The sequence below is a fragment of the Ligilactobacillus agilis DSM 20509 genome (assembly GCF_001436215.1).
Classification (GTDB): domain Bacteria; phylum Bacillota; class Bacilli; order Lactobacillales; family Lactobacillaceae; genus Ligilactobacillus; species Ligilactobacillus agilis.
This window is the reverse complement of record NZ_AYYP01000018.1, coordinates 14,036-28,069: the sequence shown is the minus strand read 5'-3', so window position 1 is coordinate 28,069 and position 14,034 is coordinate 14,036. Positions and strand designations below refer to the sequence as shown.

Below are 14,034 nucleotides of genomic sequence, written 5' to 3'. Positions count from 1 at the left end.
GAGCATCTGACTGTTAATCAGGGTGTCGACGGTTCGAGTCCGCCTACCGGAGTTAAATAGAAGACTAATGAGTGTTCTATTTTTTAATAGATCAGCATATTGAGTTATGGCCCGTTGGTCAAGTGGTTAAGACACCGCCCTTTCACGGCGGTAACATGGGTTCAAATCCCGTACGGGTCATTAGGCCGGCTTAGCTCAGCTGGTAGAGCATCGGTATCGTAAACCGAGGGTCACAGGTTCGAATCCTGCAGCCGGCATCCTTATATGTTGGCTATGCCTTGGTTAAAAGTGGAGTTACATTACGTAACTCCACTTTTTTTGTTTTTGACTAGTGCTTTTTACTTGACTTCAAGTTAACTTTAAGTTTTATCATTAAGTAGTAAATTAATGATGAAAGGAAGCGCTAATGATGCAAAAATTGACAAGTTTAACTTCAGACTTAAAACTAAGTAACGGAGTTACCATTCCTGGTTTAGGCTATGGGACCTACCAAACTCCCCCTGAAGATGCCTACCGTGCGGTTACTGATGCGTTAGCAGTTGGTTATCGGCACATCGATACAGCGGCTCTTTACGGAAATGAAAGTGGCGTCGGTCAAGCCGTTAAAGATAGTGGTTTAAAGCGTGAAGAGGTCTTCATCACCAGCAAATTGTGGAACACAGAACGTGGTTATGACAAGACTATGGCTGCCTTTGAGAAGACTTTAGCAGAATTAGGGACCGATTACCTTGATCTTTACCTAATTCACTGGCCAGCTAATGAAAAGCAATTTGGCCAAGAGGCTGCTGCTTTGAATTTAGATACTTGGCGGGCATTTGAAGACCTCTATAAAGCAGGTAAGATTAAGGCTATCGGGGTATCTAACTTTATGCCTAACCACTTGGAAGCTTTATTAGCACAGGCAGAAATTAAGCCAATGGTAAACCAAATTGAAGTTCACCCAGGTTGGCCTCAAACAGAGGCAATTCGTTATTGCCAACGTAATGATATCTTAGTGGAAGCCTGGGCGCCATTGGGAGAAGCGGCCGCTTTAAGTAACCCGGTTTTGGCTAAAATTGCTGCCAAATACGACCATACTCCAGCTCAAGTTTGCTTACGTTGGGAAATTCAACAAGGAATCTTACCATTGCCTAAGTCAGTTCATAGGGAAAGAATGGCAGAAAACACCAAGTTATTTGACTTTGAACTAACAGAAGATGAAATGGATATTATCGGTGCCTTACGTAACTTAGGGGGCAATGCAAGGTGCCAGATCAGGTAGATTTTTAAGATGATTGCCGAGGAAAAATACTATCGGATTGGTGAGGTGGCCAAGTTATACAACCTAACTACCCCTACAATTTGATTTTACGAAGAAATTGGCCTCTTTCTCAACTTAAAGCGTTCAGCCGGTGGCTTACGGATGTTTTCTGCAGAAGAGTTGGCCTGTATCGAAGACGTGGAGTGTTTGAAGAAAACGGGCATGCCCCTAAAAGATATTGCTGATTATATTAAGTGGAAGCAAGCAGGCGACAGTAGTCTGTTGCAGCGGTTAGAATTAATTAAGAAGCAAAAGCAAAGTCTAGAGCAAAATATTTTCGATTTGCAAAGAGAGTTAGAGAAATTGAAATATAAAGAATGTACTATCAAGCGGTGGTTGCGGCCGGGACGGAAGCTATCTTTAGTGGCGATTATGATAGCGAGTATTACCGGGCCCACCCCGATGAAGTAGTAAGTGAGGGATGATATTATGCGTGAAATTTCTTTAGGAAATGGTGAAATTAAAGCATCGCAGGTTGCATTAGGAATTATGCGAATGGGTGCTAAATCAGTTACAGAAGCTCAAAATATTTTAGAAACGGTGGCTGACCAGGGACTAAACTTCATTGATTCAGCTGATATTTATCATGATGGACACTCTGAAGAAGTCTTTGGGCAGGCTTTAAAGCAATCAAGCCTTAAGCGTGAAGACTTAATTATCCAGTCAAAGGCGGGCATTGTCTTAGAACACTCTAGAACTACCGCTGATGGCCTGGTTTTTGGCAAGCGCTATGACTTTTCCAAGGAGCACTTGCTAACGGCGGTCGATGGTATTTTGAGCCGCATGGGGCTCGATTACTTGGATAGTTTCTTGCTTCACCGGCCGGATCCGTTGATGGAAGTTGATGAGGTAGCAGAGGCCTTTAACCAACTACAAGCTAGTGGCAAGGTCCGGGCCTTTGGGGTTTCTAATTTTAACTCCCGGCAAATTGACTTACTGCAAAGTGCGGTGGATCAGAAATTGATTATTAACCAAGTGCAGTTGAGTTTGAAGCACACCCCGTTGATTGACCAAGGAATTTTTGTTAACCGTTTTGAAGACGAGGCAAGCGACCGGACCGGGGGTATGCTTGAGTATGCTCAGCAAAATAAGATTACCCTGCAGGCTTGGTCACCTTACCAATACGGGATGTTTAAGGGGGTCTTCATCGACAACCCTAAGTTCCCAGAGTTAAACCAGGTCTTACAAGCGGTAGCAGCTAAGTACGGAGTAACTAAAAATGCGATTGCTACGGCTTGGATTACCCGCTTGCCCCAAGATATTCAAGTTATCTTGGGTTCGATGAATCCAGTGCACTTAAAAGAAAGTCTGGCTGGAGCTGACATTAGGCTGACAAGACAAGAGTGGTATGACCTCTACTTGGCGGCTGGACACCAACTTCCTTAATTAAGAACTAGATTAAGGGTCCTTAAAAATTAGCTCCAAGAGCAAGTAAATAAATAAGGATTTATTTTTAAATTTAAGGAACTAGGGCGTAAAAAACGTTTTTTAGCGACGTTTTCGCGCTTTAGTTCCTTTTTATTATGGGTTAACGATGAGTTTAAACTAAAAAAATGAAAGAGTTTTCTAATTGATTGTTTGCGATTTTATCTGTAATAACTTAGATAAGATGGGGCTTGGATGAAAAGTTTTAATTTTTACTGAGAAAGTCACAGTTAATTAAATCGTTTTAGCGAGATTTACATGAGTTACTAATTAGGAAAAAGCCCTGTTTATTGACGCTATCCTTATAAAAAACTATAATTATTAATGTTACTTATAATTTTAATATGATTGACCCATCATTTTAATATTTAAGTTAGATATAACGGATTTAGTAATTAAACATGACTAAATCAAGATTTGGAGGAATTTTTCCATGAATGATAACACTAAGGAAGCAACCTTTTTAGGTCATCCGCGTGGTTTATCAACCCTCTTTTTCACGGAAATGTGGGAAAGGTTTTCATACTATGGAATGCGGGCCATCTTACTTTACTACATGTATTATGAAGTATCGAAGGGTGGACTTGGTATTCCACAAGCAACAGCTGCTTCAATTATGTCGATTTACGGTTCATTAGTTTACCTATCAAGTACGATTGGTGGTTTTATTAGTGACCGGATCTTAGGGAGTCGCCGGACCGTCTTTATCGGGGGCGTACTCATTATGTTTGGGCACATTGCCTTGGCAACGCCATTTGGTAAGACGGCCTTATTCATCTCAATTGCTTTAATCGTGATTGGGACCGGGTTATTAAAGCCAAACGTTTCTGAAATGGTCGGGGGTCTTTACTCCGAAGAAGATCCTAAGCGGGATGCCGGCTTTAGTATTTTTGTGTTTGGGATTAACTTAGGGGCCTTTATTTCCCCAATCATCGTTGGTTATTTAGGCCAAAACGTTAACTTCCACCTCGGCTTTTCTTTAGCCGCAATCGGGATGTTCTTTGGCTTAATCCAATACACCTTGGATGGAAAGAAGTACCTTTCCAAGGATAGCCTTTATCCAACCGACCCATTGGAACCCCATGAATTTAAGAGCTTAGCTAAGAAAGTAACTATTGGGGTAGTAGCCATTGCTTTGATTTTATTCATCATGTCACTCTTTGGTATGTTGACTATCTTAAATGTAATCAACCTGATTACAATTCTAGCGGTCTTAATTCCAATCTACTACTTTGTAGCAATGTTAAGTAGTCGCAAGATTACTAAGAAGGAACGCTCCCGGGTGCTAGCCTATATTCCGCTCTTTATCGCCTCAATTCTCTTTTGGTCGATTGAAGAACAAGGTTCAGTCGTATTAGCCTTGTTTGCGGAACAACAAACGAGACTGCACATCTTGTCTTGGTCATTTCCAGCAAGTATTTTCCAAAGCATGAACCCACTCTTTATCATGCTGTACGTTCCATTCTTCGCCTTTCTATGGACTAAGTTAGGTAGTAAGCAACCATCATCTGCGGCTAAGTTTGCTTACGGGCTCTTCTTTGCTGGGATTTCATTTTTGTGGATGATGTTACCAGGAATGTTATTTGGAACCGGTGTTAAGGTAAGTCCATTCTGGTTGATTATCAGTTGGGCCTTAGTAATCGTTGGGGAAATGTTAATCTCACCAATTGGGTTGTCAGTAACGACCAAATTAGCCCCTAAGGCCTTCCAATCACAGATGATGAGTATGTGGTTCATCAGTGACGCGGTTGCGCAAGCTTTCAACGCCCAATTAGTAAGGTACTACTCTACTAAAACTGAGGTAGCTTACTTTGGGTCCGTGGGGGTAGCAACCATCGTCTTTGGTTTAATTCTCTTAGCCTTTGTGCCTAAGATCAAAAAATTAATGGAAGGTGTCAACTAGCCTTGCATAAGTCGTCCTCCTAGTGAGGGCGACTTTTTTTGGCTAAATAACTTTTTTTGAATTTTTTTTTAGAAAAAAGCTTGCAACTTTTGGCTAAAGCGTGTATGATAATTGAGTCGGGTAATTAAGCCGATAACTTAACAAGATGGAAGGGTAGCGAAGTCTGGCTAAACGCGGCGGACTGTAAATCCGCTCCTTCGGGTTCGGTGGTTCGAATCCACTCCCTTCCACCATTGGGGTATAGCCAAGCGGTAAGGCAACGGTTTTTGGTACCGTCATGCGCTGGTTCGAATCCAGCTACCCCAGTCACTAAGGTCGTAGTTTTAACTGTTTAGTTGGAACTGCGGCTTTTTTTAATATCAATAAGTTAGGTGGTATGGCTAATGGAATTAGGTTTTATCGGCTTAGGAAATATGGCCAAGGCAATTATTGCTGGCTGGCTTAAAGCGGATGCAGGGCTAGCAACTAAGATTAAGGTGCACAGTGCACATAAGAGTAACTATGAAACTTACGCTAAAAAATGGGGGCTAACAGCTTGTGCTAGCAATAAAGAGGTGGCCACTAACAGTGACTTCATCTTCTTAGCGGTCAAACCCTTCTTGTTAGCGGAGGTCTTAAAGGAAATCAAACCGGCTTTAACTGAAAATAAGGTGCTGGTGTCGATGGCAGCCGGGGTCTCACTTGCAGACATCGCTGCTGTGGTTGGACCTAGCGTCAAGCTGATTCGGATTATGCCCAACGTTAACGCGGAAATTTCTATGGGCATGACCGCGCTAGTGGCTAATGAAAAGGTTAGTCAAGCTGAGTACCAAAAGGTGGAAGCGTTAATGGCTAGTGAAGGGGAAGCCTTGGCGGTAGCAGAAAAAGATTTTAGCATCTTCTCAGCTTTGGCTGGGTGTGCGCCAGCTTACGTTTACTACTTCATCGACGCCTTATCACGGGCTGGGGTAAAGCATGGCTTAAAGAAGAGCGAGGCGACCAAGATTGCGGCCCAAACGGTCCTGGGCAGTGCCCAAAAGGTCCTAAGTGCTAGCCTAAGCCCAATGGATATGGTCGACCAGGTTTGTTCACCGGGCGGAACCACGGTTGCGGGGCTACTGGCAATGGAAGAGGCTGGCTTTATGACGGCGGTTGTTAAGGGGATTGATGCCGCTGTGGCCAAGGATCAAGGAAAGTAACTTGCAATTTTGGTCTAGACCTTTTAAGATAGAAGGGTAAACTTACTATAAGGTGGCGGTTAAAATGGCAACGGTTTTAAAGCATGCTAAGATTTATACAGGTACAGAGGTAATCGCGGATGGTTACATTCGCTTTGACAAGGAGATTCAAGCCCTTGGTCCGGTTAGCGACTACCAGGTAGCTAGCGGTGACCAAGTGGTTGATTTAGCGGGTAAGGTGATTGTTCCTGGCTTTATCGACGTTCACTGCCATGGGGGTTATAGCTTTGATACCATGGATGGGGATGCAGCTGGTTTGGATGAAATGGTAAACGATATGGTCAAAGATGGGGTGACCACCATTTTTCCAACGACGATGACCCAATCTCCGCAAAATATTAAGCAGGCCCTGGAGGCGGTAGCTAAGGTGGCTAAGCAAAATCCGGTTATTCAAGGGATTCACCTTGAAGGTCCGTATATTTCACCGGTATTTAAGGGGGCACAACCAGAAGAGTATATCAAGGCCCCTGACGTTAAGCAGATGGCAGAATGGAACCAGGCAGCTGACCATTTGATTCGCTTGGTAACGTATGCGCCAGAGCACGAAACGGCCCGTGAATTTGAAGAGTACTGCCTGGCTAATAAGATTGTCCCCTCGGTTGGACACAGTAACGCGACTAGGGAGCAAATGCACGCCTCCAAGGCTAGCCACGTGACCCACTTGTACAATGCCCAACGGGAATTTAAGCACAGGGAACCGGGGGTAACGGGCCATGCCATGTTAGAAAATGACATGTACTGCGAATTAATTGCCGATGGCTTCCACGTTTGTCCGGATATGATTAAGTTGGCCTATGAATTAAAGGGGGCCGATAAGTTGGAACTGATTACGGACTCAATGCGGGCCAAGGGGATGCCTGAAGGAATTTCTGAGTTAGGTGGTCAAAAGGTAATCGTCAAGGATAAACAAGCCCGCCTGGAAAGTGGAAACTTAGCCGGTTCCGTTTTGACCTACGACGACGCCTTCGTTAACATCATGAAGTTTACGGGTTGTAGCGTTCAAGAGGCAATTAAGATGTCATCACTTAACCAGGCCAAGGAATTTGGGCTTAGCCAAAAGGGGAGCCTAGAAGTTGGCAAGGACGCGGACTTAAACGTCTTTGACTTCGATTGGAACTTGAAGGCGACCTACTCATACGGGCGCTTGTTTCAGAAATAAGCTTTAAGAAAGGACGAGCAAATGGGATCACCACGGTATATTAAGATTCATAATGAGATAAAACAGATGATTGAAGCAGGTAAGTGGCGGGTAGGTGATCGCATCCCGTCCGAACGGGTTTTGGCCCTAGAGTTTGACGTCAGCCGGATGACCTTACGCCAAGCGGTTCAAACCTTGGTTGACGAAGGGATTTTGGAACGGCACGTGGGTTCTGGCACTTACGTCAGCCGCCAACGGGTGCAAGAAAAAATGTCTTCGGGGGTTACAAGCTTTACGGAGTTAACCGAGGCCCAGGGCAAGGTGCCGTCTAGCAAGACGGTGACTTATAAGGTAGCGACGCCTTCTTTGAGCGAGCTTGAAAAACTCCACCTAAAGGAAGGAGCAAAGGTCTTGCGGATGGAGCGGATTCGCTATGCCGATGGGCGGCCAATCTGCTTTGAGGTGGCTACCGTTCCTTACGACCTCGTCGCCAACTATGGGCGCGAGGAAATCACCGCCTCGCTTTACCGGACCTTAGAGGCTAATGACTTACAGATTGGTAAAGCTCAGCAGACGATTTCGGCTATGCTTGCCTCGGAACGAATTGCAGAGTACTTAGAGTTAAAGCGGGGGGCAGCCATCTTAAGGTTGCGGCAGGTAACCTTTTTAACCGACGGGCGTCCGTTTGAATACGTTCGGACCCAGTATGCCGCTAACCGCTTCGAATTTTACTTAGAAAAATAGACTAAGCGCCTTAACCAGAACTTGGCTAAGGCGCTTAGTCTATTTTTTAATTAGGGCGTAACGATAAACTAGGAGGAGGTACTTGGGCAAGGCGAGCATCCGAACAAAGCGGCTAGGTTCCTTTAGGAGGCGGTAGAGCCACTCGATATGGTGGTTAACCCAAAAGGCTGGGGCCCGCTTGACGTGGCCGGCTAAGACGTCAAATGAGCCGCCCACTCCCATCCAAATGGCAGTCGCAACCTGCCGGTGGTTAGCGATAAAAAGTTCTTGCTTGGGAAAGCCTAAGGCCACAAAGACAAAGTCGGGCTTAGCTTGCTTGATGTCGTTAACGATTGGACCTTCGTCTTGAAAGTAACCGTCGTGGCTTCCGGCAATGACTAGGTCGGGGTAATTTTGGGCCAGCTTCTTTTTAAGGTCGGCTAAGACGCTAGGTTTAGCCCCTAAAAAGTAGACCCGCTTTTGGTTGGCGTTAGCCCAGTCAAGTAAGGCACACATGGTGTCGTAGCCGGTGATTCTTTCTGGCAGGGGGGTTTTTAAAATCTTAGCCCCCTTGATAATGCCAATTCCGTCCGCGGTGGTGTAGTCGCTACTCTTAATTGCGGTCGCTAACTGTGGATTTTGCTTAGCCGCCAGCACGATTTCAGGGTTGGCGGTAACAACGAAGCGATTTTTGTTTGCTTGACTGTCAGCTTTTAGTTGGGTTAAAAAGTCATGATTAGTGGTGTTAATGAAGTCAACGCCTAAAACATTGACCGTTTGAAATTTAGCCATGGTAAACCTGCCTTTTAAAAATTTTCTCTGCATCCATTATACACTATCTTTTTTCAAGAAAAGAGCGTAAAATTGGGGATGATATAAAAGATGACATTAAGGGGTTTTTAGAATGCGACCTTTACAAGCAGAAATTATCAAGGCCTTGCGTGTGCAAGCAGAAATTGACCCGCAAGCAGAAATTAGAAGATCAGTTGACTTTATGAAGGCCTACTTGAAGAAACATTCCTTTTTAAAGGCCTTAGTGCTAGGGATTTCTGGGGGCCAAGACTCTACCTTGGCGGGCAAGTTGAGCCAAATGGCCATCAGCGAGTTGCGCCAAGAAACCGGGGATTCGGATTATAAATTTATCGCCGTCCGCCTACCTTACGGGCAACAGGCAGACGAACAAGATGCCTTAGACGCCATCGAATTTATGCAAGCTGACCTGACGGTTAGGGTTAACATTAAGGAAGCGGCTGACCAAATGGTGGCGGCCCTAGAAGCAAACGGCCTAACCATCAGTGATTTTAACAAAGGCAATATCAAGGCCCGGCAACGAATGATTGCCCAATATGGGATTGCCGGAGCTTACCAAGGAGCCGTGGTTGGGACTGACCACGCTGCTGAAGCCATCACGGGCTTTTACACTAAGTTTGGGGATGGTGGCGCTGATATTACTCCGCTGTGGCGCTTAGATAAACGGCAAGGCCGGGCGATGTTAGAACTACTAGGCGCCCCAACTCACCTCTACCAAAAGGTTCCAACCGCCGATTTAGAAGAAGACCGGCCAGCCTTACCTGATGAAGTGGCCTTAGGGGTAACTTACGCTGACATTGACGACTACCTTGAAGGTAAGGACGTGGCTGCAGATGCGGCTGAAAAGATTGAAGCTTGGTATCAAAAGACAGAACACAAGCGCCACTTACCAATTACGGTTTACGATGAATTTTGGAAATAATTATGGATAAGTGCTAAAAACGGCTCAAGCCTCTAAGCAGGGGCTTGAGCCGTTTTTTAGGTTTCGTTTTGATAGGCAAGGATTTCAGCTAAGAAAAGTTGCCCGTACTTTTCCAGCTTAGCCTGGCCAATTCCTGAGACTGCCAGGAGGTCGTCGAGTCGCTTAGGTTTTAGCAAGCAAAGTTCTTCCAAGGTTTTGTCGGGGAAGATAACGTAAGGGGGCACTTCTTGTTTGAGGGCCAAGTCCAACCGAAGGTTGCGGAGCCGTTCGAATAAGGCCCGGTCAACGGCCTGGTTAGACTTAATGACCTTAGCCTTGGTAACCTTACGCTTGACGCTTTGTTTGCCCTTTAAAACTTGCACCCCTAAGGCGGTGATGGTAACGGTCGGATACTTACCGGCCGCAGTTTTTAGGTAGCCACTGGCTAGGAGGTAGTCGATTAAGGCTTCAATTTCTTTGAGACGTAAATCGTGCATGATGCCAAAGGTTGACAGGGCTTGGAGGTTAAACTGGGTAATCTTGCTGGCAGTGGAGCCAAAGAGGACCTGGGCGACGATTTTCTTACCGAAATTGCCCCGCATGCGGACGACGCAGGAAAGAATCTTCTGGCTAGCCAGGGTGATGTCTTCTGATGCACGTTCGTCCGTACAGTTGCCGCACTTCTGGCAGGGCTCAGTTTCCTCGCCAAAGTAGCGGACGATGAAGCGTTGGAGACACTCCTCGGTGTTGGCATAGTGGCTAACTGCTTGGAGCTTGTGGTACTGGATAGTTTGATAGTCGGCTTGGGCGTCGGAGTTATCAATAAAGAAGCGCTGGGTCATCATGTCTTGTTCGTGAAAGAGTAAGATGGCCTCACTAAGCAGGCCATCGCGTCCGGCCCGGCCCGCTTCTTGGTAGTAGGCTTCCAGGCTACCCGGGGCCTGGGCGTGGATGACAAAGCGGACGTTACTCTTATTAATGCCCATTCCAAAGGCGTTGGTGGCGATGATAACGTTAACGCGGTCGAAGATGAAGTCCTCTTGGGCTTGGTGGCGGGTTTCTTCAGACAAACCAGCGTGGTAGATAGCGACTTTTTGTCCGTGCTTACTTAAAAAGCTGCCTAGTTGTTCGACCTTTTTTCTAGTGGCCGCGTAAATAATGCCGGCCTGGTGGGGGTTTTTACGCAGATAGTTAAGGCAAAAGGTGTTAGCGTCTTGTCCCTTAGCGACCTTAAAGATTAGGTTGGGCCGGCTAAATCCGGTCTTGATAACCTGCTGTGGGTCAATTTGCATTTGCTGGCAGATGTCTTGGGCGACCTGGTCAGTTGCGGTGGCAGTCAGAGCCAAGGTGGGAAAGTCCTGTCCTAAAGTAGCTAGGCTAGCTTGTAAGTTTAAATAGCTGGGCCGAAAGTCATGGCCCCACTGGGAGATACAGTGGGCCTCGTCGATTGCGACTAGCGAGATGTTAAGGCTAGCCAACTCGTTTAGAAAGTGGGGGTTTTCCAAGCGCTCAGGGGCAATGTACAACAGCTTTAACTGGCCGGTCAGCGCTAGCGAGAGGTTATTTTGGATGCTGGCGTAATCGAGGCTACTATTGATGAAGGCAGCCGGGATGCCGTTATCGTTTAAGGCGTCGACCTGGTCTTTCATGAGGGCAATCAAGGGGGAAATGACCAGGGTGATACCAGGCAAGATTAGGGCCGGAATCTGATAACAAAGTGATTTGCCACCACCGGTAGGCATGATGGCCAGGGTATTTTTTTTAGCGAGAACCTGGTTAATAATTTCTGCTTGCCCGGGCCGAAAGTGGTCGTAACCAAAGTAATGTTTTAATGTTTCATTAGGTGTCATAAGCGTCCTTCTTTTAGTTTTTTTACAGTTCCATTGTACCGTATTTTGAGTAAAAAATAGTATAATGATTACTGTGAATAACAAGGGGGGAATTTTTTGGAAACAGCAGTCCTAAATGAAACGATTAAAGCTTTAAACTATCGCCCGCGGCAAGTGAGGGCTAGTTTAGAGCTACTAGCCGCTGGGAAGACGGTGCCATTTATCGCCCGCTACCGTAAGGAAATGACGGGCAGTTTGGATGAAGTGGCCTTAAGAGAAATCCAGGCGACCTACCACCAGCTAGAAAAGTTAAGCCAACGCAAGCAAGAGGTGTTAACAAAGATTGCCGCCCAGGAGAAGTTAACGCCCAAGCTAGCTGAAAAAATCAAGCAAGCCACCAGCTTGCAAGCAATCGAAGACTTATACTTACCCTATAAGCAAAAACGGCGGACCAAGGCGCAGATTGCAAAAGAACAGGGGTTAGCCCCCTTAGCAGCTGCCATTACCCGCTTTGAAAGCGACCAGGCTTTAACCAAGCTAAGCCACGACTTGCTGACAGAAGCAGTCACAGATGAGGCAGCTGCCTTTTTAGGGGCGCACGAAATTTTAGCGGAAGCCTTTGGGGAAGATGCCCGCCTGCGGGCTTGGGTCCGGCAAAAATTAAGCCGGCAGGGCCAAGTGGTGGCGAGTCTAAAAGACGAAAGCCAAGATGAAAAGGGCATTTACCAGGACTACTATGACTACGAACAGCCCCTAAAGAAGCTAGCCAGCCACCAGGTCTTGGCACTAGACCGGGGGGAACGCCAGGGGGTCTTAAAAGTTAAGCTGGTCTTAGACGAAGCTTACGTCTTAAATTACTTTCACTCCCAGTTTGTGGCTGGAAAACCTAGCGGAAAAGCCGCAAGCGAGATTCAAGCTGCCTATACTGATGCTTATAAGCGCTTCATCAAGCCGGCCATCGAGCGGGAAGTTCGTAAGCAGTTGACGGAGCAGGCGGCTAGCGAGGCAATCGAAGTTTTCGGGGCCAACCTCTATCATTTGTTGATGCAAGCTCCGCTTAAGGGCAAGGTTATCTTGGGGCTTGATCCGGGCTTTCGGACGGGCTGTAAGCTAGCCGTAGTTGATGCGACCGGGAAATTTTTGGCTAAGGCCGTAATCTACCCCCACGAAAAGGCCAAGGGTGCCCAGGCTAACCCTAAGCTAAGAGCAGAGGCTAAGCGAATTGTCACGAACTTAATCACCCGCTACCAGGTGGAAATGGTGGCAATTGGTAACGGGACGGCCAGCCGGGAATCGGAACAATTCATCGCCGAAGTTTTAGGGAAACTTACACAAACCGTTTACTATGTAATCGTTAATGAAGCCGGCGCCTCGGTTTACTCAGCCTCAGCCAACGCCCGGGCGGAATTTCCCGATTTAAACGTGGAGGAACGCTCGGCCATTAGTATTGCCCGGCGCCTGCAAGATCCGTTAGCAGAGTTAATCAAGATTGACCCGAAATCAATCGGGGTCGGTCAATACCAGCACGACTTGCCGGAAAAGCAGTTAGACGAAAAACTAGCGGCGGTAATTGAAACCGGGGTTAACCAAGTTGGGGTCAACCTTAACACGGCTAGTCCCGACCTGTTGACCCATATTTCCGGCCTCAATAAGACGATTGCCCAAAACATTGTCGCCTACAGAAACGAAGTGGGGGCCTTTAAGAGCCGGGCCGAATTAAAAAAGGTGGCCCGCTTAGGTCCACGGGCCTTTGAACAGGCGGCCGGTTTCTTACGGGTGCTTGCAGGGACTAATCCCTTTGATAATACCGACATTCACCCGGAAAGTTATCCGCTTGCTAAGCAGTTGTTAGCCAAGGTCGGTTGTAGTACAGCCGACCTTGGTAGCGAGCTTTTGAAGGCCAAGCTAGCTCAGCTGGACTTAAAGGAAGTAGCCAGTGAGTTTAATGCCGGTTATGAGACCCTAAAAGATGTTGCCCTAAGTTTAGAAAAACCGGGCCGGGATTTGCGTGACACCATGCCGGCGCCCCTATTACGCCAAGATGTTTTAAAGATTGAGGACTTAAAGAGCGGGATGAAGTTAGAAGGGACCGTCAGAAACGTGGTTGACTTTGGCGCCTTCGTAGACATCGGGGTTAAGCAAGATGGGTTGGTGCACATTTCCAGGATGAGTAAGCGTTACGTCAGCAAGGCCGCCGAAGTGGTAGCCGTTGGTGATATCGTCACCGTCTGGATTGAAAGCGTGGACTTAAAACGGCAACGAATCCAGTTATCCATGCTACCGGTGGCTGGCGATGACTGATGAAGAATTGCAGGCGTGGGTGCAGGCTCTTTCCCAGACGGCCTTTTCAATGGAATTTAGCCACCGTGCCTACTTTAACGCCCGCTTACGCACCACCGGTGGTCGTTACCGCCTAGCGGACCACAATATTGAGATCAACCCCAAGATGTTAGGCTATGGCAAAGAGGTGGTGGCCGGCATCATCAAGCACGAGTTGTGTCACTACCACCTCCATTTGGCTGGCTTAGGCTACCACCATAAGGACCGGGACTTTAAGCGCCTGCTAGCCAAGGTTGGGGGCAGTCGCTACGCCCCGGCTGCGTCTAAGCAACGAAAGTATCACTACCAGTGCACTAACTGTCAGCAAGACTATTTCCGCCAGCGGCTAGTGAATACAGACAAATATGTCTGCTCCAAATGTCATGGGCGCTTGGCCTTAGTAGGGCTTGCCCAAAAAAATTAAAAAAAGACTTGCCCAAAGTTTAACGCTCTGCTATAATTAATTCTG

Annotated in this window: 11 protein-coding genes, 4 tRNA genes and 1 pseudogene; 14 read left to right on the top strand and 2 right to left on the bottom strand. The window is 46.8% G+C overall.

Annotated elements, in window-relative coordinates; translation table 11 throughout:
* Positions 1 to 108: 108 nt before the first annotated feature.
* The 11 genes and pseudogenes from FC14_RS02730 (at position 109) to FC14_RS02680 (ending at position 7,727) form a co-directional block, all read left to right on the top strand.
* A tRNA-Glu gene (locus FC14_RS02730) sits at positions 109 to 180 on the top strand.
* A 4-nt stretch (positions 181 to 184) separates the two neighbouring features.
* Positions 185 to 257, top strand: a tRNA-Thr gene (locus FC14_RS02725).
* A 152-nt stretch (positions 258 to 409) separates the two neighbouring features.
* A pseudogene (locus tag FC14_RS02720) lies at positions 410 to 1,269 on the top strand (aldo/keto reductase).
* Positions 1,270 to 1,402: 133 nt separating this feature from the next.
* Positions 1,403 to 1,711, top strand: a complete 309-nt coding sequence (locus FC14_RS02715; RefSeq protein WP_235804497.1) for a MerR family transcriptional regulator — start codon at positions 1,403 to 1,405, stop codon at positions 1,709 to 1,711.
* 18 nt (positions 1,712 to 1,729) lie between these two features.
* Positions 1,730 to 2,686: an aldo/keto reductase gene (locus tag FC14_RS02710; protein WP_056976360.1), complete on the top strand. Its 957-nt coding sequence runs from the start codon at positions 1,730 to 1,732 to the stop codon at positions 2,684 to 2,686.
* Positions 2,687 to 3,158: 472 nt separating this feature from the next.
* Positions 3,159 to 4,628 carry a peptide MFS transporter gene (locus tag FC14_RS02705; RefSeq protein WP_056976358.1) on the top strand — a complete coding sequence of 490 codons (1,470 nt, stop codon included), beginning with the start codon at positions 3,159 to 3,161 and terminating at the stop codon, positions 4,626 to 4,628.
* Positions 4,629 to 4,775: 147 nt separating this feature from the next.
* Positions 4,776 to 4,861 (top strand) — tRNA-Tyr (locus FC14_RS02700).
* A 1-nt stretch (position 4,862) separates the two neighbouring features.
* A tRNA-Gln gene (locus FC14_RS02695) sits at positions 4,863 to 4,934 on the top strand.
* Between the two features lie 77 nt (positions 4,935 to 5,011).
* Positions 5,012 to 5,806: a pyrroline-5-carboxylate reductase gene (gene proC / locus FC14_RS02690; protein WP_056976356.1), complete on the top strand. Its 795-nt coding sequence runs from the start codon at positions 5,012 to 5,014 to the stop codon at positions 5,804 to 5,806.
* Positions 5,807 to 5,870: 64 nt separating this feature from the next.
* Positions 5,871 to 7,004, top strand: a complete 1,134-nt coding sequence (nagA, locus tag FC14_RS02685; RefSeq protein WP_050611823.1) for an N-acetylglucosamine-6-phosphate deacetylase — start codon at positions 5,871 to 5,873, stop codon at positions 7,002 to 7,004.
* A 21-nt stretch (positions 7,005 to 7,025) separates the two neighbouring features.
* Entirely contained in the window at positions 7,026 to 7,727 is a 702-nt protein-coding gene (locus tag FC14_RS02680) for a GntR family transcriptional regulator (RefSeq protein WP_056976354.1), read from the top strand.
* Positions 7,728 to 7,766: 39 nt separating this feature from the next.
* Here FC14_RS02680 and FC14_RS02675 read toward each other — a convergent pair whose 3' ends face one another.
* Positions 7,767 to 8,498 (bottom strand): WecB/TagA/CpsF family glycosyltransferase, encoded by a 732-nt coding sequence (locus FC14_RS02675; RefSeq protein ID WP_056976352.1) that lies wholly within the window; start codon positions 8,496 to 8,498, stop codon positions 7,767 to 7,769.
* A 112-nt stretch (positions 8,499 to 8,610) separates the two neighbouring features.
* Between FC14_RS02675 and nadE the strand changes: the two genes are divergently transcribed.
* On the top strand, positions 8,611 to 9,438 hold the full coding sequence (gene nadE, locus FC14_RS02670) for an ammonia-dependent NAD(+) synthetase (RefSeq protein ID WP_056976350.1): 828 nt from the start codon (positions 8,611 to 8,613) through the stop codon (positions 9,436 to 9,438).
* A 56-nt stretch (positions 9,439 to 9,494) separates the two neighbouring features.
* On the opposite strand, the gene recQ is transcribed toward nadE, so the two are convergent.
* Positions 9,495 to 11,267 carry a DNA helicase RecQ gene (gene recQ, locus FC14_RS02665; protein WP_056976348.1) on the bottom strand — a complete coding sequence of 591 codons (1,773 nt, stop codon included), beginning with the start codon at positions 11,265 to 11,267 and terminating at the stop codon, positions 9,495 to 9,497.
* Positions 11,268 to 11,363: 96 nt separating this feature from the next.
* Between recQ and FC14_RS02660 the strand changes: the two genes are divergently transcribed.
* Positions 11,364 to 13,547, top strand: a complete 2,184-nt coding sequence (locus FC14_RS02660) for a Tex family protein (protein ID WP_056976346.1) — start codon at positions 11,364 to 11,366, stop codon at positions 13,545 to 13,547.
* Positions 13,540 to 13,989 (top strand): SprT family protein, encoded by a 450-nt coding sequence (locus tag FC14_RS02655; RefSeq protein ID WP_056976344.1) that lies wholly within the window; start codon positions 13,540 to 13,542, stop codon positions 13,987 to 13,989. Before FC14_RS02660 ends, FC14_RS02655 begins: the two co-directional genes overlap by 8 nt.
* The last annotated feature ends 45 nt before the right edge of the window (positions 13,990 to 14,034 follow it).

Bases quoted from the DNA above. Each gene is read 5' to 3' on its own strand.
- FC14_RS02715 (WP_235804497.1), top strand. From the start codon at position 1,403: ATGTTTTCTGCAGAAGAGTTGGCCTGTATCGAAGACGTGGAGTGTTTG.
- FC14_RS02710 (WP_056976360.1), top strand. From the start codon at position 1,730: ATGCGTGAAATTTCTTTAGGAAATGGTGAAATTAAAGCATCGCAGGTT.
- FC14_RS02705 (WP_056976358.1), top strand. From the start codon at position 3,159: ATGAATGATAACACTAAGGAAGCAACCTTTTTAGGTCATCCGCGTGGT.
- proC (WP_056976356.1), top strand. From the start codon at position 5,012: ATGGAATTAGGTTTTATCGGCTTAGGAAATATGGCCAAGGCAATTATT.
- nagA (WP_050611823.1), top strand. From the start codon at position 5,871: ATGGCAACGGTTTTAAAGCATGCTAAGATTTATACAGGTACAGAGGTA.
- FC14_RS02680 (WP_056976354.1), top strand. From the start codon at position 7,026: ATGGGATCACCACGGTATATTAAGATTCATAATGAGATAAAACAGATG.
- FC14_RS02675 (WP_056976352.1), bottom strand. From the start codon at position 8,498: ATGGCTAAATTTCAAACGGTCAATGTTTTAGGCGTTGACTTCATTAAC.
- nadE (WP_056976350.1), top strand. From the start codon at position 8,611: ATGCGACCTTTACAAGCAGAAATTATCAAGGCCTTGCGTGTGCAAGCA.
- recQ (WP_056976348.1), bottom strand. From the start codon at position 11,267: ATGACACCTAATGAAACATTAAAACATTACTTTGGTTACGACCACTTT.
- FC14_RS02655 (WP_056976344.1), top strand. From the start codon at position 13,540: ATGACTGATGAAGAATTGCAGGCGTGGGTGCAGGCTCTTTCCCAGACG.